Here is a 21,625-nt window from a genome sequence, read left to right on the forward strand (position 1 = left end):
CTTCTCCAGTTGTCTCGCTCTTTAGTTTAGCGTTTATACACGATATAGCAAATACTCATATCTTATAACAAGATATGCTTGAAAGGCATTTCTGATAGGTTTATTGTAGAATATAAAGGATAAAGGAGGAGTTAGATGGAGATTAGAGTATTGCGTTATTTTCTTACGGTCGCCAGAGAAGGAAGCATTACACGTGCTGCTGATTTCTTGCATGTTACGCAGCCAACCTTGTCCAGACAATTGAAAGACCTTGAACAAGAGTTGGGAAAGAAATTATTTATTCGCAGTAGTTACAGTATTAATCTCACAGATGAAGGTATGCTTTTAAGAAATAGAGCTGAAGAAATTGTGGGTATGGTCGATAAATTAGAGGCAGAATTTCAATCCATGGAAGAAACCATAAGTGGTGATATTTATATTGGCGGTGGAGAAACGGAAGCCATGAAACAGATTGCAAGAGTGGCAAAAGACGTGCAGAATAAATATCCCAATATACGCTATCACCTATACAGCGGTAACGAAGATGATGTAACTGAGCGGCTTGACAAGGGACTCCTTGACTTCGGTATTCTAATCCAGCCAGCGGATGTTTCAAAATATAACTATATTAATTTCTCCGATAAGGATGTTTGGGGAGTGGTTATGAGAAAAGAAAGTCCACTTGCCTCCAAAGATACGATTCAATCCACAGACTTATTACATGTTCCACTGATCTGTTCACGACAGTCAATGAAGCAGACATTTTCGAAAAATGAGTTTGCGGATTGGTTTGGTGAAGATTTTGACAAATTAAACGTCGTTACTACATACAATCTTGCATATAATGCTGCCATTATGGTTGAAGAAGGCATTGGTTATGCATTAACACTTGATAAAATAGTGAATACATCCAGTGAAAGCGATCTTTGTTTCAGACCTCTGGAGCCAAGACTCGAATCTGGTTTAAATATTGTTTGGAAAAAACATCAGGTCTTTTCGACTGCTGCGGATTTGTTTTTAAAAGAAATTCAGGCTAAATTTTAGACTGATAAAGGGATTAACGTGAGTATAAGAAGAAACCCACCGGAGTTTATTCCTCGGTGGGTTTCTTTATCACTTGTTCGATCCCGAGCAAAATAAGCTTCAAGCCGAACTCGAAAGCTCCGTCGGTTCCCATCACCTCAAACATACCGTTCTTATACATCCTGCTGAACAGACCAGCTTCCTTCTCACTCATAGAATCCAGAAGGCTAACCATCTCTTCACCCTGAAGTGCTTCCTGGTCCTTAATAACAGCAGATATATTGCGCTGATGCTGATAATCGTCCAGTACGAAATAGAATACATAATTGACAAGTGTGAGAACTGCCTGTAATTTCTGCTCTTGCTCTAGTGGCGTTGATTCCATGCAGAGCAACATGCGGTTGGTAAAGCGGATCATGTCCGGCTCGTGGGGCAGCGTCATCATCATGAGCTGTGTGGAGCACGGGTATCTGCTGAGCACACTCCGCACCGTCACCGCAAGCCCTTCCATCTGCTCCTTCCAGTCCCCTTCAGCGTGAAACTCGTCCAGAATAATTTTCGATATCTGGTTGGCCAGACGCTGGTAGAGCGTCTGCTTGCTCTTAAAGTACCAGTATAGAGATGGAGCCTGAATCCCCAGCTTGTCTGCCAAGCGTCTCATGCTGAATTTCTCGATGCCCTCTTCTCCGAGAAGCTCCCACGAAATTTCCAAAATCTTATCTTCCGAAATCTGAGGCTGTTGTTTTTTCATCGGTATCCGCCCTTTAATCTAACAGTGTAAGTTTATGCTTTACAGGTTCATACGTTCATGATAACATCTAACACTGTAAGGTTCAATCTAACAGTGTTAGATTGAATCAATATTAACAAAGAAAGTAGTGACCCCCATGGATGCAGAAAACCTCCATTACTTTGAAAAAGCACCGATCGCCAAAGCCGTAGCTCACTTTGCTGTCCCAATGATGCTAGGCACGTCAATGAGTGTTATTTACTCCATCTTGAATGCCTATTTCCTTGGCACACTGGGTAATACAGCAATGTTAACCGCACTCGCATTAACTTTACCTTTATTCGCGGTCATCATGGCCCTTGGTAATTTAATTGGTATAGGCAGCGGTACATTCATCTCTCGTTTGCTGGGAGAGAAAAAAGTCGATGATCTGAAGCATGTATCTTCATTCGCCTTTTACAGTAGTTTAGTTCTCGGAATTATTGTGATGGCCGTTGGCCTCCCGCTGATCGAACCAATCGTTCATGGGCTGGGGGCAACGCCAGAGTCCTTCGGATTTACGAAAGAGTATGTCACGATTATGCTTATTGGTTCACCCTTCGTCATCTTATTCTTTACACTGGAGAATATCGTGCGCTCGGAGGGTTCAGCAATCACCTCAATGACCGGTATGATTCTCAGTGTTGTTATAAATATTATCCTCGATGCGCTATTCATTTTTGTCTTCCATTGGGGTGTGATTGGCGTTGCATCTGCTACCGTCATCTCCAACTTGGTTGCGAGTGCATTTTACGCTTACCATATAAGTTATAAGAGTCAGTTCTTAACCGTCTCCCTGAAATGGTTCAAGGTGACCAAGGACATCCTGAGCAATGTATTGAAAATTGGAGTTCCCGTCTTTGTTATGAGTGTCTTCTTGGGGGCAATGTCACTTATTCTTAACCTTTTTCTTGTTGAATATGGAGATCAGGCCGTTGCGGGGTATGGAATCTCATCACGTTTATTGCAATTTCCTGAGTTTATTCTGATGGGCTTGTGCGAGGGAGTTGTGCCGTTGATTGCCTTCTCATTCACAGCGAACAAATTACGCATGAAACAAACCATTGGATTCACGATCAAATCTATTTTGGCGTTAGCCGTCCTGTTTGGGGTTGTCGTCTATCTGATCTCTGACCACTTGATTGGTTTATTTACGACTGACCCGCAATTAATTGAAATGGGTAGCTACATTCTTCATGTAACCTTCTTATCCTTGTTCATTACAGGAATGACTTCTTTGTTTATGGGGATCTTCCAAGCAACAGCCCAAGGAACCGCCGCGTTTGTTATGTCCATCATTCAAGGGATTACACTAATTCCTGTCTTGTATATCGCTAATCAAATGAACGGCTTTCATGGAGTGATCTGGTCACTTGTTATTGCTGATGCCGTCGCGTTTCTAGTTGGGGCCATCATGTTATATGCTTTGCGGACCAAATTGCAGCCGGATCTGGAACATTTGGCACAGTAGTTATCCAAAAAAACGAAAGAAGGCAGGATAAGGGTATCCCCTCAATCCTGCCTTCAATTATTGCAACACCGCAGTTTAATAATCAATCATCCTATTGGATTTGTTTCATGTAAGATTTGAATTCCTCGGCGATTTCTTTGTATTTCGTATGATGCAGGTAATGTGAACCTTCCATAGGGATCATTTTGCCCTGCGCGGATTGTTTCACTTGCTCCTCATGCAGCGGAATCCACTGCGGGTTTTTCTCGTTATTGGAAAGAACAAAGAGAAGCACTGGCAGATCACGAGGATACGTGAGTTTTTCTCCATTTTTGAAATTGGAACCCAGGTGTTTAAGCTCATCTACTAATGTCGGATTTGTCGAGACTTGATTCGAAATCAACTTCATCTGTTCTTTGGTATGTTCATCGTATGCAAGTGATGCATATGAATCACCGCTTACTGCTTGGAGGACTCTCATTAAGCCCGATTTTTGAAGGAATTTCATTAAGTTCAAGGGTAATTTAACATCCATGCCAGGTTGATTCGGAACACTGCTATCGATCCCGACAAAAGCAGAGACTTCATCCGGATACGTGTTCACATAAGTCGCCGCGTACAGTCCCGTGATGGAATGCCCCATCAGAATATAACGATCTATACCGAGCTGCTGTACAGCTTCATGAATTTCACTAACAATATTCTCGGTGGTTCTCTCCGTTTCGGTTTGGTCGCTTAACCCATAACCGAAAGGCTCAATCGCCACAACTTTGTAATCAGGCGTCAATTCATCGATTAACAATTTGAAATCAAGTACTGGCGACGGGGTTCCTTGTCCGGGAAGTAGCACGATGGTTTGTTCGCCGCTTCCTTGAATGGACACATTCATATTCTTCCCATCGACATTGACATATTGGCCGTACGATTCGATTTTCTTTTTCTCGACCCCATTACTTATCGTGTGAACGACAAACGTGATGCCCATGAACAGCACCAGCGCGCCGACAATACCACCTATTATTTTTAACCATAAGTTCCGTTTCTTACGACCCTTAGTCTCCGTTGTTGTTACTTCCACTGTTTCTGCCATATCCATCTTCTCCTGTCCTTTATATCTGTAGAGCCACTCTTGCGACATAGATATAGTGTAACCATGGAAGATGTCCTCTTCGTGACGGGAATATGAACGGAGTATGAACTGCACAAAAAAAGAGAGCTGCTTGTTAGAGCAGTTCTCTTGTTGATTAGACCGTTTTAGTGGTCCAAGAATACAAGCTGAATGAAGAACAATACCGCAAAAATGTAGAATATCGGATGAACATCTTTACCTTTTCCACGAAGCAGCTTGAGTACCGGATAGAAGATGAAGCCTACGCCGATGCCTGTCGCAATACTATGCGTCAACGGAGTAAGGATGATAATCAGGAAGGCAGGAAATGCTTCTTCGAGATCATCCCATTTGATTTTGCTAATGACGTTAATCATAAAGTACCCAACAATAATCAGTGCTGGAGAAGTGATCGCCGGAATACCAGATATCACGCTTACGATCGGTGTGAAGAACAACGTCAGCGCAAGCAGCACACTTACCGTTACCGCTGTTAGTCCCGTTCTTCCTCCTGCAGCAACCCCTGTGCTGGACTCGATATAAGCCGATGTTGGGCTTGTTCCGAGCAAAGCGCCTGAGGTTGTTCCTACGGCATCTGCCAATAGTGCACCGCGCGAACGCGGGAATTTCCCATCCTTCAGTAGTCCTGCTTGTTCAGCAACGCCGAGCATCGTGCCCGTCGTATCAAACAGTGTGATCAACAAGAAGGTAAATATGATCGTGTACAAGCCATTCGAGAATACGCCTGCCAGATCCAGTTGCAGAGCCGTTGACGAGAGGCCTTGAGGCATGGATACAATCGATTCCGGCATTTGGAATAGTCCCATGATCCAGGCAAGTATCGCTGTAACCACCATTCCGATGAACAGATAACCTTTCACATTATAAGCCATCATCACAACGGTAATAATCAATCCGATAATGGTCAGATAAGTCATTGGCTCAGCCAAGTTCCCGATCGTAATCAAATTCGATTCTGAATCGGCAATAATTCCGGCGTTTTGCAAACCTACCGTTGTAATAAACAATCCGATCCCTGCGGTTATAGCATGTTTTAAGCTTGCAGGAATTGCATCTAGCAACATGTAACGGAATGAAGTAAGTGATAAAATAATAAACAAAATTCCTGCTATAAATACGGCTCCCAGTGCAACCTGCCAAGACACGCCATACCCGGCAACTACGCTATAGGCAAAGAATGCATTCAGGCCCATACCCGGTGCGATGACGATCGGATAATTGGACCAGATTCCCATAATCAGAGTTCCCACAATACTTGCCAGTACCGTTGCTATGAATACTCCGTTAAAGTCCATCCCCGTGCTGCTGAGTATTCCTGGGTTTACGATAACTATGTATACCATTGTGAAGAATGTTGTAACCCCTGCGATAATTTCTGTGGGGATGCTCGTGCCTCGTTCTTTAAGTTTGAACCATTTGTCCATGGTAAAGCCAGCCTCCAACTTTCAAATTATACTCCAAAGCTAAAAACAAAAAATCCTAATCTTCATATAGGATTGTTATATTGTCGCTCCTATATTCGTTGTTAGGATTTAAAGATTCAACAGCTAAGCTCTAAACTAAACATAAAGATACTCATATCTGTTTTAACCTGAAGTCCATTTCGTATTCTAATTAAAATGACATGCAATGTCAATGAATTAACGATTTGTTCACAGTTATTTACGAACTATACAGACATTATAGCTTGTGTTCATTCGTTTTTAGAATAGAGTATGTACGTATTGCTCAATGTCTGCAATATATGAAGAAAGACTGCCAGCAATGTTCACTGACAGTCTTTTGCTTAATTCGTAGTAGGTTTCTCTTCATATTCGCTGGATAATTCTTTAAGCGATTTGATTTTGCCATGGGGATGCTGTTCTTGCTTTCGTGACTTCCAGGCAGCTTCTTTTCTTTTCTTCTGGTCAGCCATAAAAGATATCCTCCTCTGGAAACTGAGATGTATACTACTTCTTTATGATGTCATTCCTGGACAACTTTATTCTGCTTGCATAGGTGATAAGAGAATTAGGCAAACATATAAGACAAAATATAGAGAATTTAGAAGTTAATTGGCAGGACCCAGATTGATCAAGCTGACCTCGGACAATGAGACGGTTGTGTTGCCATCTTGCACACCATCAATGTTACCCAGATCAAATGAGATTCGAGTATTCGCATAGCTGTCTTCTGTTGCATCAAATGTAAACGTGAACTCCTGTTCTTCTGGATTCAAATCAACTCGTGCCCCAAAGAAACCATGCCACTCATAGTTGGCAGCTGCATCGACCCATCCAATCCCCAACCCTACTTTCCGGGACTTCTCCGCTTGGGCTTTAAACGTCAATTTGTATTTGAAACCTTTCTGTATGCCAAATCCTTCATTGATGACTTGACGATCCCATGGATGCTGTCCTGCATGACCAATCTTGGCATGAAGCTGTTGATTGCTAACTTGCATCTCAAGGTCAGCTGCATTACCATCCGCGTGGGTAAACCAGCCTTCCTTACCTTTGGAGAAGTCTCCATTGGGAATAAGGTTAACATGAGCTGGCTGTCCTCCTTGATCTGCATTCGGATTAACTTCATATAACTGAACGTTATGGATGTTAATCGAGTGTTGTTCGCCTGTAGATAGCGGATAACCTAATCCGAATGCAAGCATGGCTGCCGAATCCGAGGTATCTCCCATGGTGAAGGTATAACTATACGACTTTTGATCCGCGGTTAATTCCACTTCTTCTTCATAATACTTCACAAAATCCCCTGCATTCTGAGAAAGAACCGCTTGCATGGATTTGGGAACTGAAGCGGATGCCTCAAAGGTAAGTCGGTATGTTTTGTTTGCATCAAGTTCGATCTGACCTTGTTGCAACAAAGCATCCCACCAATGTTCACTTGTACCAGGCAATTTAATCGTTAATCCTTCGCCCTCGTCATATGAGGCTGTCAGATGATTAGGAGTTAGCTCCCAATGATTCAGATCAGCTATTAGCTCACTGTTCTGAATTTTGTTTTGTGAAATATCCACCCAACGTGTATTATAATCTGCTCCTTCAAAATTCACATAATAGGGTTTGCCTGCTGTCAAGTTGACCCCTGGAAAATACACCGTTTTATATGCTTGCCATCCACCCGTGTCTCCGAGACTCAGGTCTGATTGTGCAACGGTTGTACCTTGTTCATCCTGGATGCTGAACTGAACCTTGGAATCACTTTTTCCACTGGCCATTCGGGCAGAAAGAACATAAACTCCGTCGTGAGCTACATCGATTTTATATTGCAGCAGATCTCCCTGATCCATGTAACTGACATGTTTTCCTCCTTCTACGGAGTCCTCCAGTTGTAAGCCCTGCATCATCCAGGCTTCGGTTGCAGGTACATGTGCGTAGCCATTCACTGACAGAGGTTTTCCGCGTTTCGTCAGACGAACATTGTCCACATATACCTTACCTTCAGAACTGCCGAATAACAGTCTTAGCTCGGATTGTGCGATTGATGCTCCATCTCCAATGATGATTTCTCCGGTGAATGTTTTCATTTCTTGGTTCAAGGAGAGGTTTTGTCCTTGATGAACCTGTACTGTATGCCCAGTACTGCTGACAACATCAATATCGATGCTTCGCGGTGTATCTGCCTTGGCATCTAAGGAGAAACCATACGTTGTATTCGCTTCCAGCTTCAACTCCGGTTGGTTTACCGATACCTGCTGTGGGTCACCATTCGTTTGAGTAACATCAACAACCAGCTGACGCTCCATAATCGGGAACTTCAAAAAATTATTTACGCTGATCTGAGCCATTGCGTTCTCTTGAACGCTGTCTAACCAGAAACCCAATCGGTTTTTGCCTTGATCGAATGTGCCATTATAAATAAAGTTGCCATCAGGTAGCGCATTTCGTTCGACAGTTAGCGGGTCAGCCTCACCCACCTCGATCAGCCTGACATTGGCAAGCCAAACGGTCGTATCATCCAGCCCCAGATTGAATTCAAATCTGGCATTGTTATCCGAGCCATCCCGCATATTGAAAGTATAGTCATAAGATTGCCAATCTGACGTGAGTGTAAAGGTGTTATCGCCAGAATAATTCGTCCAACTTTTTTCAAATTGGTTCACTTTGGACATGATTGTGCGGTTAGCAGATGCTTTCGCATCAAACTGTATCTTGTACTTTTTGTTTTTCTTGATATGCATGGGCATCTGAGTGAGTTGAACGGAGTAGTTTTCAGTACCCGATGCATCAATGGTAACTTGTGCTGCTTTCCCTTTTTGCTCATCTTCTATAACGTTGACACTGCCAGCTCCATCAGCATTCGTAATGAATTTCCACTGCTGAGGAACTCCATTTTCTGCAGACCCTTCCGAAAAACGATCATTGTAGATTTGATTGCCATCGGCTTGTGGTTCACGCTGTTGTTCAGGCTCTATGGGATTTGTTGTTACATCAGGCCATGTGTTTAGATTTTTGTAAGAATATACACGCACAAAATCAACATTCATCTTTTCGGAAGTGAAGTTGCTTTCAGGTGAGCCCGGCCAGTCTCCTCCAACTGCCAAATTCAGAATCAGATAGAACGGACGATCAAATGGTGCAGGGAACGTATAATACTCTGGTTGGCCCGCGGCCTTCGTTTGCCAGTTAGTCACTTCATGATGTAATTTACCGTCTACATAGAAGCGAATCATGCCCGGCAACCATTCCACCTGGAAATCATGATAATCGTCAGCGAAAGTTTCTCCCTTCGGAAGAGTAAGGCTTCCCTGATCGTGTCCATGGGAACCGTCAGGCTTCACACTGTCATAATGCAATGTGCTATATACCTTGTTATTACTCTCTTTGCCGCCAATTAGCTCCATAATATCGATTTCTCCAGAGGCAGGCCATCCACCATAATGTGCTTCATCTGTTGGCATCATCCATATGGCAGGCCACATGCCTTTTTCTATAGGAAGCTTCGCACGTACCACCACTTTACCGTAGGTCCAGTCCCCTTTTCCCATGGAGATCAGTTTGCCAGAACTGTAATCCTTACCATTTTTCGGACCCTTTTTCGCTTCAATCTGCAACACGCTTCGATTCTGATCTTTCGTAATGCGAGTGTTATCCGGGCTGTAATATTGCATTTCATTGTTATAAACCAGTCCTGTATCCTGCACGGTCCATTTGGAAGAATCAATCGCAGGCCCGTTAAACTCATCATTCCAGACCAGCTCCCATTGATCATGCGGAATCGTTGTTGCTGGAACCGGTTTTTCGCCCGCAGGATTGCTTGGTGTCGATGGTGTAGACGGTGATTGCCCGTCTGGAGAAGATGGTGTTGGTGTGTTTGTCACATTTGTTGAACCACCAGGCTGCGATGAAGCAGATTGTTGGGCTTCACCCACCATGGATGTGCGCAATCCTTTTTTTACTTTGTCTCCGTTGATCACAACATCATCGGCATCTACACTCAATTTTTGGATCGTACCTTTGGTATCCATTCGAGTCTGACTCGCTTCTGCATGAATATTCATGGAATCAATCAGGCTGTTTGAAGAGATCTCCAGAATGGATTTCTGCTTTACATGCATCTCCTGAATGTTACTTTCTTCCGTAATGGCAACTCTGACGGGCTCTCCACGTTTGTCAACGACTATTCGATTCAGCTTGGAGTTGCTAATGTCGATGGAATGACTGCCTCCACCTTTAATGATGACACTTCCTGTAACAGTTACGCCCTGAAGAACAACAGATCCCTCGCCAATGCCTTCTGCCAGCAGTAGATTTCCATTGACAATCATATTTTTCAACGTGATATCCGTTGAATTAATAATCAAGTTGCCATCCACCCGGGACTCATATATACCAGGAGCACTTTTCACATCTGCAATCATCGCCGACAACATTGTTGCAGTCTCTGCTCGTGTAATCGGGAATTTGGGATTTAATTTGCCTTGGAAACCTTTAAGAATATTTTCGTTCACTAGATAGGTAAGCGCTTTCTTTGTATAACTGGAAATATCATCTGCATCCTGAAATTTCAATTGTTCACTATCTTCATTTGTAGCCGCCGAAAGTTGAAAAGCTCGATCTACCATAACCGCTGCATCTTGGCGTGTAATCGGTTGTTGCGGTGACAGATGTTCACGGTCTGTTCCTTCGATGATGCCAGAACCATTCGCTCGTACCATGACGTCATAGTACCAATCGTCTGAAGTCATATCCGCATATAAACCAGTCGCCGCATTACCGGTGAAACCAAAGGCCCGGTCCAGAATCATCACGAATTCAGCTCGGCTAATTACCTGACTGGGCTTGAATGTACCGTCCGTATAACCTTTCAATAGATTCAAGTCTTGCAACCGTGTAACTGCAGATTGTGACCAATGCCCGGTCAGGTCTGTATAGGGAACAGAGAAGTGCAGGCTTTTCGCCTGCACATTTCCCACCTCCGCTTGACCCTGTACACTTTCTGCTCCAGCAGTTGCTGGATAAACGAGAGAAGCCATTAAACTCCATGCCACCATACATGCCAGTCCTTTTCTCATCCTTCTTCCTCCCTCAGCTCAGTTATCCTTGCATTTGCATAGCCTATTCCTTGACTGCTCCTATAACGATCCCTTTAACGAAGAAACGTTGTAAAAACGGGTATACCATCAGGATCGGAAGCGCGCCGATAAAGATCTGTGCTGCGCGTACGGTTCGCTGCGAGATATTCTCCAACATGGAAGGATCCACGTTGATTTTGCTGAGATCTTGCTGAACGATAATGGTCTGTAGCAGAGAAGCAAGCGGATAATTTTTAATATCAGACATATAGATCATGCCGTCGAACCAGGAGTTCCACTGATACACCATTGTAAACAAGGACAAGGTTGCGATAGCTGGAAGAGACAGTGGTACGTAGACCAGAATCAACGTTTTGATATGACCTGCTCCATCCAAATAGGCTGCTTCCTCAAGTTCTTTGGGCAGACCGCGGAAGAAGTTCATCATGAGAATAACGTTCCACACGGACAGTGCGCCGGGCAGAATAAGTGCCCAGATTGTATTCATCAGGCCAAGCTTCTGTATCAGAATGTAACTTGGAATCAAACCGCCGCTGAACAATATGGTGAAAACAAAGAACCATGTATACAAAGAGCGACCTTTAAAACTGATATCTTCCTTGGACAACGGAAACGCGGTAATGAGCATGATGACCATACCAATGATCGTTGCAATTACAGTCCGTTTAAGTGATACGATCAGGGAGTTAATGAAGTTCGAATTCCCGAATGTTTTCACATATGCGTCGGTTGTGAACCCGATGGGCCAGAAGGTAACCAGGTTTGATGATGCTGGCGCCATACTGCTGAATGAAACAGCCAATATATGAATAATTGGTAAAATGCAGAGTATTGATAAGATGCCAAGAAAAGTATAATTGGCAATGCTGAATATGCGGTATCCTTTAGTTTTATAATACAAGCCCTTTTCTCCTCTCTAGAAAACTCGATAATTAGCTAGTTTGTAAGCCATTCTGTAAGATATAACAATCAAAATGGTAGCAACCACAGATTTGAACAACCCTACTGCTGTGGCAAAACTCATCTTCCCGTTCAAAATCCCAAGTCGATATACAAACGTGTCAATGATGTCGCCTTTGTCATACACAAGTGGATTGTACAGGTTGAACACCTGATCAAAACCGGCGTTCAAGATGTTGCCGATAGAGAGCGTCATCAATACAATTGTGATCGGCATCAATGCCGGAATCGTAATGTGCAGCGTCTGTTTAAAGCGATTGGCCCCATCCACTTCAGCCGCCTCATATAGCGCAGGATTGATCCCTGAGAGAGAAGCCAGAAATACAATCGTTCCAAAACCAAATTCTTTCCACACATCACTGACGATCAGCGTTATCCGGAACCATGTACCGTCTCCCAGGAAAAAGATCGGTTCTCCTCCAAAGGCTTCGACAAGTTGGTTTACCATGCCGCCCTGTGGAGACAGGATATCGAGCAGAATACCACCGAGAATAACCCATGATAGGAAATGCGGTAGATACACAAGCGTTTGACTTACTCTCTTGAATGCCGTCAAGCGCACTTCATTGAGCAAAATGGCAAACAGGAATGGAGCGAACAGTCCTGCGATGATTTTGAAAAATGCAATGACCAGCGTATTCCAGATCACCTGACCTACGTCCGGATATAAGAATAAATATCGGAAATTGTCCCAACCCACCCATTTGGATTCAGAAAATCCCAAGTATGGTTTGAAATCCTGAAAAGCAATTACAATGCCACCCATCGGTATGTACTGAAACACCAGTGCCAGCAATACAGCTGGAATGAGCATCATATGCAAGGTCCAGTTCCGTTGCATATTCCAGCGCTGTTTAACCCTGGTGGAGCGCCGTTTATGCGGCGTTTCTAACGTATGTTCCTTCACTCCTGCATCCCCCATGTTCTAAATTTTGTATTTTACAAGTCATCGTGAACTTGTATATTAAAATTATAGCAATGGAAATTTGTGATCTATATCCTAATATTGCAACAACGATATCAATATTTTAATAAGATTAAGGAGGTTGGACTTTGTTCACACGCTTGAATGTCTTTACCAAAATTACACTGTTGTTTGTGATGCTGCTTATTCTGGTGCTGTTTCTCTATACATACTCGAACCGGGAAAGCGTGCGTGTTATCGAACACGAGATTCAGAACAATACGATGAATCATCTCTCAACATTTGCTGATTCAGTAGAATCCAATATTTACCAACTGTCATTGTATGGGATGTCTATTGGGCAAGATTCGAGTATTCAGGAATATCAACGACCCGATTACAAGGACATTCCCTATGAACGTGTGAAAGTTGGAAGTGCCATTCTGGAGAAAATGAATCTGTACAACGCAGCAAGCAAATGGCATTCGACCATCACACTATACTTTCCAAGGATGCAAAAAGTGATATCAACGGATTATTATGCTTACATTCCGTACAGGGATGATGAATTTAAGGAGCCTCTCTCGCAATCCTGGACCTATGCCGACAATCAGTTTATCTGGTACACTACCGATCCAACGACAGCGATGGCGAGACCTGGCAAAGCCAGATTGATTACCAAAATCAGTTTTCCAGTTCATCACTTAACTGCACTTCTTAATCAAAACAAGTTAAATAATAAAGGTGACCCGTTCATGTTCCATCCCGATTATGGATTAATCAGCAATAGTTCTGGAAAAGAAACCTTGAACGCGATTCTGCCTTCTCTGAAAGAAGCAAAACTGCAGGCCAGCGGTGGATTCAGTACAACGTTGAACAAAACGGAATATTACGTCTCTTACATTCAATCCAAGAGCCTCGGCTGGTATTATGTTGACTATGTGCCTATGCAGCAAATTTTGAAACCGATTACGAGCAGCCGAAATCTGTTTTACGCTTCAATTGCCGTTCTGATCGTGATGAGCGTCGTTGTATTATATACACTCTATCGAAGTGTGCAGCTTCCACTCTTACAGTTGGTGAAAGGGACGAATCGCTTGTCCACCGGAGACTTTTCCGTTCGGCTTCATCATTCTGCACGCAATGAATTCAGCCTGTTATTTGCACGTTTCAACATCATGGCTCAACGAATTCAAGAATTAATCGAGAATGTATATGAGGAGAAATTAAGAAGTCGGGAAGCCACGCTCAAACAGTTGCAATCGCAGATTAATCCGCATTTTCTATATAATTGTCTGTTCTATATCAAGAACATGGCCCGAATGAAAAATGAAAAGGCCGTGGTAGCTATGGCACTGAATCTGGGAGAGTATTACCGATACATAACCAGGTCCGAAAAGGATCAAGCCACGCTTCGTGAAGAGTTGACGATGGTCAAAAATTACTTGGAAATCCAGTCACTTCGTCTGGAACGAATGCATTTTACAATCGATGTGCCCCATGATATTTTAGATAAAACAGTTCCCAGACTAACCCTCCAGCCTATAATTGAGAACGCTATTATTCATGGTCTGGAGCCCAAATCGGTGGATGGTGAGATTAAAATCTATGCGGACTGCGAGGATGATGTGTACACGATTATCGTGGAGGACAGCGGGCTTGGCATGTCTGAGAAACAGCTTGATCATCTGAGGGATAATCTTCTTAAACCGCTGGATGAGAATATGGGATGTGGTACATGGAATGTCCATCAGCGTCTGTCTTTTCTGTACGGTGAAGGATCTGGACTTTCCTATGATCATTCTTCAATGGGTGGGATTAAAGTTAACATCACATGGCACGACAATACAGACAAGTAGGTGAAAGACCCATGCTGCAAATATTACTAGTGGACGATGAACGTTCCGTCGTGGAAACGCTGGCAGAGACCATTCCGTGGGAAAGCTGCGGGATCGGTACAGTTCATGAAGCCTTATCCGGTGCAGTAGCGCTGGAAATTATGGACAACCACGACATTGACATTGTAATTACGGATATACGTATGCCCGAAATGTCAGGCATTGCACTGATTACAGCGATTCATGAAAAGTGGCCTCATGTGCAGACCATTCTGTTATCAGGTCACGCCGACTTTGAATATGCCAAACAGGCAATAGCGCAGGAAAGCTTCGATTACTTGCTGAAACCCGTTAGCGATGAAGATCTGATCGAATCCGTGCAACGCCTTGTTCATCGAATTAAAGAAAAGTGGGAAACGGCAGCATCTCATCAAAGAGCCTTACACGCCTTTCAGGATCATCTGCCATTGCTTCAATCCACGATGCTGCATGAGTTGCTGACTGGAAAAGTCTATGATCAGAAGACGCTGGCAGACAAGCTTGATCTGCTGGAGCTTCCCTACTCCGTAGGAGAGGATCTCGGCATGCTGATTATCCGTATGGAGAAACATCTATCCGAAATGGCACACGGCGACCTGGCCCTAATGGAATATGCGATATGTAATATCATTAGTGAAGTGATGCAGAATCATTTTCATATCTGGCACACACGAGACGTTCATGATTACATTGTTGTTCTGGTTAGCATGAAGCATTCCACAACGATGAGTTATAGCAGGAGCGAGACGCCTCAGACCCTGCTTGAGCAGTATGCGGCCCAGATTCAAACCAATGTTCAGTTATATTTGAAAGGTGCAATCTCCATTTCCGTCTCCAGCTGGGGCAAGTTCCCCCACGAAATTGGAGAACTCTATGAGCGAACAGTCATGTCCATGCGTAAACGGATGGGTCAGGTGCAAGGTTTATTTGTCACTGCTTCCGATGAAACGGATGCCAATCCCCTACATTCGATCAGGTCGCTTTATCAACCGCCAACGTTGATTAGCCTGCTCGAAGCTGGTCGCTTTGAGGATGTGGAGCAGAAAATTGAGCACATATTTGAGGAATTGCTGCATTCCAATGAACATCATGATATTGCAGAGTCAACCTTCGAGGTGTATTTTGCTATTGCGGGCGCGTTTGCGTACATCATTCATAAAAATGGCAAACAAATCTCTTCTTTGATTCCAGCAGAGTCCTATCGCTACTTTCAAGCTCCCAGTTACTCCACTGCGCAGCAATTACAGGACTGGTCCTTGCGTACACTTCATTACATACGAGATGATGCTGAACAAGAGCTTAGAGACAATCACAGCACCATTGTGCGCAGCGTCAAAAGTTTCGTCGACCTTCATCTGGCTGGTGATGTATCACTGCCTGCAATTGCTGACCATGTTCATCTGCATCCGGTGTACCTGTCCAAGGTATACAAAGCGGAGACCGGTGAAGCACTTACAGCATACGTATACCGATTAAGAATGGAGAAAGCAGCCTATCATTTGCGAACATCAACCGCCAAAGTGTTTGAGATTGCTGAACTTGTCGGTTACAACAATACCGCATATTTCATTCGAGTCTTTAAGAAATTTTATGATCTTACACCGCAGGAATATCGGGAAAATCTGCCGGTTTGACGGACATCTCAAATCTGATATCCTGGTCAGGTTTCCCCTGCTCCATATCGAATACGAAAAGGCGTTGCCGGAGATCTTCTCCTGCAATGCCTTTTCGGTGCATATGTGGCCGCGATGAATCCATTCAGGCAGCCCTGCGTCATCCTATTTTCCGCTTTTCACGGAATCATACCACTCGTTAACTTCTTTCGTAATCTGATCTCCACCTGAAGACTTCCACTTCTCAACAAATGAGTCGAACGCGTCCACAGAGGTTTTCCCATATACAATTTGAGAGAAGGTGTCTTTCTCCATCTTTGTCAAAATGTCATTGTTCATCTGCATCGTCATTGAAGGTGCACCGGTAAACATTTGATTGAACACGATGTCCTTTTGATCCAATACAATCTTGGCTGCATCAAGCATAGGTACGGGTACACCTGATTTGATTTTTTTCTCGAAAGGCGTAGTTGCTTCTTCACCGCTTGCCAGCTTCGCGAGTGTTGTCATGCTCAGATTCGGAATTCGCGCGCCATCAAACGTTAAAGTGTACTTCTCGGGAGCATACCCACCCGTAAGACTTGCATCGGTTGATGGTTTCCCATCTACCATAACCCAATCGTATCCTTCCGCAAATCCATGCTCGAACTCATCGCCCTCTTTAGGATTCGCATAGTGATCAAAGAGATAGTTCTGATAGGTGAAAAAGGCTTCCGGATTCTTCATGTCTTTGTTAATCAGAACTACGCCGTTTCCGTTCGACGTACCATGTCTTCCTGCTTGACCGTTTGGACCGGAAGGAATGGGATACGCCTTGTATTCAGCCTCAGGATTGTTCTTCTTCACATCCTCCAGCGGCCAGGATGGCATCCAGTGAGGACCGACCACAATACCTGCTTTTCCAGCGGTAAATTCTTCAGCAGCTTTCGTCTCGTCATACACGCCGGCTTCTTCCGGGATATACCCTTTGCTCATCCAGCTTTGTAATTTGGCCAAAGCCTGCTTCGCACCAGGTGTAACGGAACCGTATTCAAGTTTTCCGTCTGCCGTCAGATTCCATTGATTCGGCATCGTACCATAAGCGCCAAATACCCATCCAGCTTCTGACATCCATGTGTTCAGCCAGTTCTTGAAGCCAATGGTCAGCCCGTAGGTGTCCTGCTTCCCATTGCCATCCGGATCTTGATTCGTAAACGTTTCCATAATGATTTCAAGATCATCTATAGTTTTAGGTGCTTCCAGATTGAATTTCTTCATCCAGTCTTCGCGGATCCACATGACAGGATCACCATTATAAGAATAGTCCAGAATCGGAATACCGATCTTTTTGCCATCTTGCATGTATGGATACCATACGGAAGGATCTTCGTTTACGGCTGCTTTCCATGTGTCGCTGGCATATTTGTCAAACAACTCCCCCGCATCGACAAATTTTCCGGACTCAATCAATTCACGCACCAGATTGAATTCGCCGCGATACGAAATAATGTCTGGCATGTCCGCATTGGAAGCAAGCGATAGACGCAGCTTTGTCTCGAATGCATTATTGGTGGATGGAGATATCCACTGGTTTTTCAACTCAATTCCGAGTTTCTCCTTGGCCCATTTTGTATGGACGTTGTTATCCTGATCCTCACCTGGCTTAAACTTCACGTCTGGACCCCATGGTCGCAAATACGTAATAGACACCGGTGGATCATACTTCCCATTTTTGAGCTCCAACGTTGTCGCTGGTGTACTCGATTCTGCTTTCTTGTCGCTTCCGCTGCTGCACCCACTCAAGGCTGCAGATAGGGCCAAAACACCGATCATGACCAAGCTGCCTACTCGTCTCTTTTTACTTGTGTCCAACTTCGTTCCCCCAGTCTATGTAATGTTGCTTACAGGTTAATCATAATGAATGATTGATATTTATGCCCATACTAATATTGCAACATTTATTGCATTAATTTAGGATATTGGATATTGAATACATATATTGAATAAATACAATTCCAGAATATAGAAAAAAGCAGCCGCTAACGGCTGCTTCAGTCTGCTTAATTACTCGTATATTTAACCCAATCATATTCCGCATAGAGTGGATTGGCACCGTTATAAGGACCGAGCCAGCTATCAACACCTGTTCCATTCCACAGGTTCATCATAATTTTTCCAGGTGTTTTCGGAATATTGCTGGTTGCCGTGTGCTTCAATACACCATCAACATACCATTTGATATGTCCCGGCTGCCAATCAAATGCATACGTATGGAAACCCTGAGATGCATCGAAGCCAAGATTGATAATCTTCTCATGATTACCAACCCCATTAGTATAATAATTAAATTGTACTTTGGTTGTGTCTTTCCCCAAAAATTCAATATCAATCTCATCCCATTGTGTACCATGAGCCGGCCCTGTGTACGTAAAAAAGGAGGAAACCACACCTGTGTTTTTGGCAGGTTTCATACTGACTTCATACAAGCCGTAACCATACGTATTTGTGGTACGATACTCTCCGCAATCAAACTTGTTCTGTGCAGAACTGGTCAAACCAAGCTTGAGTTTGCCATCACTTGTCAAATTAACATTGTTAGCTCTCCACGTGCAGTTGAACATGCTCCCATTGGAGTAACCGTCCGCTTTTTGCCACGTGTTTGAGTTAAAATAACTTAATGGTTCCCAGAAAACATAACCGGCGAAAGCGCTTACGGAAAAGAATAAAGAAACAATACCTGTTACCGCCAAAGTATACCAAGACTTCCTCTTCATCACACACCTCCATGAATGATTCCAACATGTACAAGCATCGCCATAATAGATAACGCTTACATGGTTGGTATTTCCATTTTATCCGGAAGCAGAGTGGTACACTATAGCAAACTTTAAAGCAGAGATATTCAATTTTTAAGATCCTCGTATCTCATTATGACACGCATAAGACTATGCCACTTTGATAAACAAAGAACTATTTAATAAAGCGCCTGCCCTTCAGCATCGAAGGAATCAGGCGCTTCATGAATATCAGTTTTACATGGATCTCAACATTTTTGTTTCTTTATTCATTTCTATTCCGCTCCAGCCCGTACCAACATTTCCTCAATTTTCTTAAAGCCTTTATTCTTCGCATGACTGAGCGGTGACACCCCATCACGATCCGATATGTTTACGTCGGCTCCGTGGTCAATGAGTAATTGTATCGTCTCCTGCTGCCGAGCATTGCCATCGTTAAGAATGATCGCCTCGAGCAGTGCTGTCCATCCCAATTGATTCACATGGTCCACATTCACCGAAGTTTGAGTCAGAAGTTCCTGTACTACATCCACATATCCATGCTCCGAAGCAGGAATAAGTGCTGTCCCTCCATATCGATTCGTTATCGCCGGGTCCGCGCCCGCCTCAATCGTTAACTTCAAGATATCCAAGAATCCTTCAGCGCCAGCATACAGAAACGGGTTATTCTTCATATCGTCCTGTATGTTCACATCTGCACCCGCTTCAATTAACAATTTAGCCGATGTTACATCATTATTGTAGGTTGCAATCATTGTGGCCGTTCGTCCACTCTGATCTTGTGCATTGATATTGGCGCCTGCTTGAATCCATTGTTCGATGCGTTCAGTATCGCTGTCCTCTACTGCCTTGAACAGCTGTTCATCTGCTGAAGTCATGGCCTTTTCCTCCACATTGGAGTCGTTTTTCACTTCAGGCATGCAGCCTTGAACGATCAACATACTGCTTATCAGAACAACGATGATCAGCGATTTACTCATACTGCCTCCTTTACTCCAGTGTCAAGGTGACCGAAGAAGCGATACTCCAATCCCCAACTGGGTTTATTGTATACGTAGTACCCGGAGCCAACTTCCCATCATTTGTTAGGTCGAATACACCCGTCGCACCTTTTCGACTTGAATATTTATAAGTGGCCGTCACAACATCCCCGCTAGGTGAAGTTAACGTTACACTTCGACCAGAGAACAGCTCATCCTCAGGATCTTGGGCAAGCGTAACTTCAATGGCGGTTTCGCTCAGTGCTTGAGCACTTGCAACCTCCAACGCATCAAACGATTTCGCTGTAAATGAAGCATTTTCTAGGTTCGCCCAATCCGAAGTAACCGTATATGTGACACCTGATTTCAGCGTTTGTCCTTCAGGCAAACGGAACTTCGGTTCTTGTTTGCCATCTGTAGATTGCGTGAACGGAACATATCTGGCAACGATTGGCTCGCCACCTTCTGGCGTAATTACAACTTGTCTTGCCTGCATGGAGGAGATAACTTGATACGTTTTGCCTCCTGCTTGCTCTTGATCATTCAGGACGAACGCATTAGCTCCTCGACCCCCGCTGTATGCCGAAATAATGTAACCGTAATCCACTACACCGTTCACTTGCAGTGCTTCAATCTCGAATGTATCATTCGTTACTTGACTAACCGTTGTCATGTTTATTTTTGTGCCACTGCCTTCAAAGGAACCAGCGTCTTGACCTTTGTAAGTCAGGCTGTACACTTCACCAGCATCTTGTACGGACGTTGGAACGATGTATGTCGCAATCGACCCTGTTTTCAAGCGGGGCATATTAGTTAACGTCAGCCCACCACTAAACGCAAAGTCCGTTTGTGCCTTGGCAAAAACCTCATCCGCTGCTGTCAACGGCTTGTCGAACGTGACGATTAACGTAATGGCATTCAGTGATCTAACGCTCTTGATTTGAGCTTGCTCCGAAGGAATAGCTTGGTGTGCGGTTTGCAACAACACTGCTGCTTCGCCGCGGGTTGCCGAACCGTTCTCGGAGTAGAACTCGCTCATCCAATGGTGAACGGACTTTACATCACGTTGCATCGCTTTGGATACGACCTGTTCGAGTTCTGCGTCCGACACTTGAGTCTGCGGATTGAATTGTCCATCATTTGTTTTCATGATGCCAAGTTCAACGAGCTTTGACGCATATGGCGCATACCATGCATTGGGATTGACATCTGTTAGTTCTACGGTTTCTCCCGTCTTGCTCTCCAAATTAAACGTTTTGAAAATCACTGAAGCTAGTTCAGCACGGGTAATCGCTCTATGTTCACCCATGGATTGATCTGCATATCCGTTCATGATCCCCAAGCTATTCAGATCCTTGATAGCAGCTTCAATCTGTTGTTGGGTAAGCTGTGTGGTTGTTGCCGCAATGTTAGCAACGTATGTAGCTGCATGTACTTGATTCGCAGTTAACGGGAACACTGCTGTACCTAATGCAGTTATGGTTAGAAATGTAGCGATTTTGCGGGTTGTAGAATTCATGGTTGAATTCCTCCTCTATAGGTTGTAGTTGCCTGTATCTATAGAATAGAGGACAAAAAGAAACTCCCAAGGACAAAGTTATTAACAAAATATAAACTGGCTCTAAATTTTCACGA

Annotated in this window: 16 protein-coding genes; 4 read left to right on the forward strand and 12 right to left on the reverse strand. The window is 43.9% G+C overall.

Annotated elements, in window-relative coordinates; translation table 11 throughout:
* Positions 1-135: 135 nt before the first annotated feature.
* The gene (locus tag FS628_RS24105) at positions 136-1,023 is read left to right on the forward strand and encodes a LysR family transcriptional regulator (RefSeq protein ID WP_145325506.1); all 888 of its coding nucleotides are present in this window, start codon (positions 136-138) and stop codon (positions 1,021-1,023) included.
* A 46-nt stretch (positions 1,024-1,069) separates the two neighbouring features.
* Here FS628_RS24105 and FS628_RS24110 read toward each other — a convergent pair whose 3' ends face one another.
* A complete protein-coding gene (locus FS628_RS24110) occupies positions 1,070-1,753 on the reverse strand; it encodes a TetR/AcrR family transcriptional regulator C-terminal domain-containing protein (protein ID WP_145325507.1) in 684 nt (227 codons plus the stop codon).
* A 136-nt stretch (positions 1,754-1,889) separates the two neighbouring features.
* On the opposite strand from FS628_RS24110, the gene FS628_RS24115 reads away from it, so the two are divergent.
* Positions 1,890-3,242 carry an MATE family efflux transporter gene (locus FS628_RS24115; RefSeq protein ID WP_145325508.1) on the forward strand — a complete coding sequence of 451 codons (1,353 nt, stop codon included), beginning with the start codon at positions 1,890-1,892 and terminating at the stop codon, positions 3,240-3,242.
* A 91-nt stretch (positions 3,243-3,333) separates the two neighbouring features.
* Here FS628_RS24115 and FS628_RS24120 read toward each other — a convergent pair whose 3' ends face one another.
* From FS628_RS24120 to FS628_RS24140, 6 genes are all read right to left on the reverse strand, one after another.
* Entirely contained in the window at positions 3,334-4,311 is a 978-nt protein-coding gene (locus FS628_RS24120; RefSeq protein WP_145325509.1) for an alpha/beta hydrolase, read from the reverse strand.
* A gap of 164 nt (positions 4,312-4,475) precedes the next feature.
* The gene (locus FS628_RS24125; RefSeq protein ID WP_145325510.1) at positions 4,476-5,774 is read right to left on the reverse strand and encodes an NCS2 family permease; all 1,299 of its coding nucleotides are present in this window, start codon (positions 5,772-5,774) and stop codon (positions 4,476-4,478) included.
* Positions 5,775-6,136: 362 nt separating this feature from the next.
* Positions 6,137-6,265, reverse strand: coding sequence for a DUF6254 family protein (locus FS628_RS32075; RefSeq protein WP_219845137.1), 129 nt, complete (start codon positions 6,263-6,265; stop codon positions 6,137-6,139).
* A gap of 135 nt (positions 6,266-6,400) precedes the next feature.
* Positions 6,401-10,861: a carbohydrate binding domain-containing protein gene (locus tag FS628_RS24130; protein ID WP_145325511.1), complete on the reverse strand. Its 4,461-nt coding sequence runs from the start codon at positions 10,859-10,861 to the stop codon at positions 6,401-6,403.
* A gap of 43 nt (positions 10,862-10,904) precedes the next feature.
* A complete protein-coding gene (locus FS628_RS24135; RefSeq protein WP_076210648.1) occupies positions 10,905-11,783 on the reverse strand; it encodes a carbohydrate ABC transporter permease in 879 nt (292 codons plus the stop codon).
* A 15-nt stretch (positions 11,784-11,798) separates the two neighbouring features.
* Positions 11,799-12,749, reverse strand: a complete 951-nt coding sequence (locus tag FS628_RS24140; protein WP_145325512.1) for an ABC transporter permease — start codon at positions 12,747-12,749, stop codon at positions 11,799-11,801.
* Positions 12,750-12,895: 146 nt separating this feature from the next.
* Between FS628_RS24140 and FS628_RS24145 the strand changes: the two genes are divergently transcribed.
* A complete protein-coding gene (locus tag FS628_RS24145) occupies positions 12,896-14,605 on the forward strand; it encodes a sensor histidine kinase (RefSeq protein ID WP_083669649.1) in 1,710 nt (569 codons plus the stop codon).
* 11 nt (positions 14,606-14,616) lie between these two features.
* Entirely contained in the window at positions 14,617-16,257 is a 1,641-nt protein-coding gene (locus FS628_RS24150) for a response regulator (protein WP_145325513.1), read from the forward strand.
* Here FS628_RS24150 and FS628_RS32080 read toward each other — a convergent pair.
* From FS628_RS32080 to FS628_RS24170, 5 genes are all read right to left on the reverse strand, one after another.
* Positions 16,220-16,381 (reverse strand): hypothetical protein, encoded by a 162-nt coding sequence (locus FS628_RS32080; protein WP_222125283.1) that lies wholly within the window; start codon positions 16,379-16,381, stop codon positions 16,220-16,222. The two genes, FS628_RS24150 and FS628_RS32080, sit on opposite strands and share 38 nt — an antisense overlap.
* 20 nt (positions 16,382-16,401) lie before the next feature.
* Complete coding sequence (locus FS628_RS24155; RefSeq protein ID WP_145325514.1) at positions 16,402-18,087, reverse strand: extracellular solute-binding protein; 1,686 nt, start codon at positions 18,085-18,087, stop codon at positions 16,402-16,404.
* A 188-nt stretch (positions 18,088-18,275) separates the two neighbouring features.
* Positions 18,276-18,989: a beta-glucanase gene (gene bglS, locus FS628_RS24160; RefSeq protein ID WP_145325515.1), complete on the reverse strand. Its 714-nt coding sequence runs from the start codon at positions 18,987-18,989 to the stop codon at positions 18,276-18,278.
* A gap of 296 nt (positions 18,990-19,285) precedes the next feature.
* Positions 19,286-19,990, reverse strand: coding sequence for an ankyrin repeat domain-containing protein (locus FS628_RS24165; RefSeq protein WP_145325516.1), 705 nt, complete (start codon positions 19,988-19,990; stop codon positions 19,286-19,288).
* A 10-nt stretch (positions 19,991-20,000) separates the two neighbouring features.
* Positions 20,001-21,509, reverse strand: a complete 1,509-nt coding sequence (locus tag FS628_RS24170; protein ID WP_145325517.1) for an S-layer homology domain-containing protein — start codon at positions 21,507-21,509, stop codon at positions 20,001-20,003.
* Positions 21,510-21,625 lie beyond the last annotated feature (116 nt).

Origin of the sequence: Paenibacillus xylanexedens (assembly GCF_007676705.1) — a bacterium.
GTDB lineage: Bacteria > Bacillota > Bacilli > Paenibacillales > Paenibacillaceae > Paenibacillus > Paenibacillus xylanexedens_C.